The organism is Microbacterium sp. MPR-TSA4 (assembly GCF_058792815.1).
In genome coordinates, this window is sequence record NZ_JBXAFF010000032.1 from 31065 (window position 1) to 32469 (window position 1405).

Consider the following 1405-nt stretch of genomic DNA (forward strand, 5'->3'; position numbering starts at 1 on the left):
CGCCGGCGCCCGGCGCGTGGGCGCCGCCTTCCAGGACGTCAACTTCCTCCGCGACCGCACCGACGACGAGAACCGGCTGGGACGGGACTATCTCGGACTGCAGGACGGACGCCGCGATCGCACGGCCGTCCTCGACCGCATCGACGCCGACCTGGATGCCGCGGCCGCCGCGATCGCCGACCTGCCCGCCGACTGCCGGCGAGCCGTGACGACCGCCCACGGCCTGTTCGCCGAGCTCGCGCACCGCTTGCGCGAGGACGACGACACGGCCCGTGTGTCCGTCCCCACACCGGTCAAGGCCACCATCGCGGCCCGGGCGCTCGCCGGCCGCCCCCCGAAACGGAGCACTCCATGACCCGCACGGCCCTCGTCATCGGTGGCGGGATCTCCGGCCTCGCGACCGCCGCCCTCCTCGCCCGTGACGGGTGGCAGGTGGAGCTGCACGAGGCCGGGGACGCGCTGGGCGGGCGGGCCGGCTCCTGGGAGCGCGACGGCTTCCGCTTCGACACCGGCCCCAGCTGGTACCTCATGCCCGAGGTCTTCGACCACTTCTTCCGCCTGTGCGGCACGAGCGCCGCCGCCGAGCTCGACCTGGTGCCGCTGACCCCGGCCTACCGGGTGTACCCCGAACCGGATGCCGGTGCCGTCAGCTCCGCCGTCGACGTCGTCTCGGGGCGCGAGGCGGCGCGGGATCTCTTCGAGAGCCGGGAACCCGGCGCGGGAGCCCGCCTCGACGCGTACCTCGACTCGGCCGCCGACGCCTACGACCTCGCCGTGTCGCGATTCCTCTACGACACGTACGCCTCCACGAAGGGACTGCGCGATCCTGCCGTCGCCGGTCAACTGCCACGACTGGCGCCGCTGCTGACACGGTCGCTCGACGACCATGTCGCCCGTCGTTTCCGCGATCCGGTGCTGCGTCAGATCCTCGGCTACCCGGCCGTGTTCCTCGGCTCGTCGCCGTTCGACGCGCCCAGCCTGTACCACCTGATGAGCCACCTCGATCTCGACGAGGGGGTGCTGTATCCGCAGGGCGGCTTCACCGAGGTCATCGCCGCGGTCGCGCGGGTCGCCCGTGCACAGGGCGCGGTGCTGCACACCTCCTCGCCGGTCGCCGAGATCCTCACCCAGGATGCCCGTGCGATCGGCATCCGCCTCTCCGACGGCACCGTGCGAGAGGCCGACATCGTCGTCTCCTCCGCCGATCTCCACGAGACCGAGACGACCATGCTCCCGCCGTCGCTCCAGTCCTACCCGCCACGGTGGTGGCGCCGGCGCAACCCGGGGCCGGGGGCGCTGCTGCTCCTGCTCGGTGTCGACGGGGAGCTGCCGCAGCTCGCTCACCACACGCTGTTGTTCGCCCGGGACTGGGAGAAGAACTTCGGCGACGTGTTCGGCGCCGACC

Annotated in this window: 1 protein-coding gene and 1 pseudogene; both read left to right on the forward strand. The window is 72.8% G+C overall.

Features of this window, described 5'->3' with window-relative positions; genetic code table 11:
* Positions 1-355 (forward strand): annotated as a pseudogene (locus tag AC1Q49_RS12285) (phytoene/squalene synthase family protein); the annotation flags it as partial.
* The coding region (crtI, locus tag AC1Q49_RS12290; protein ID WP_492492448.1) for a phytoene desaturase family protein at positions 352-1405 on the forward strand (1054 nt) is incomplete at its 3' end. The pseudogene AC1Q49_RS12285 and the gene crtI, both read left to right, overlap by 4 nt.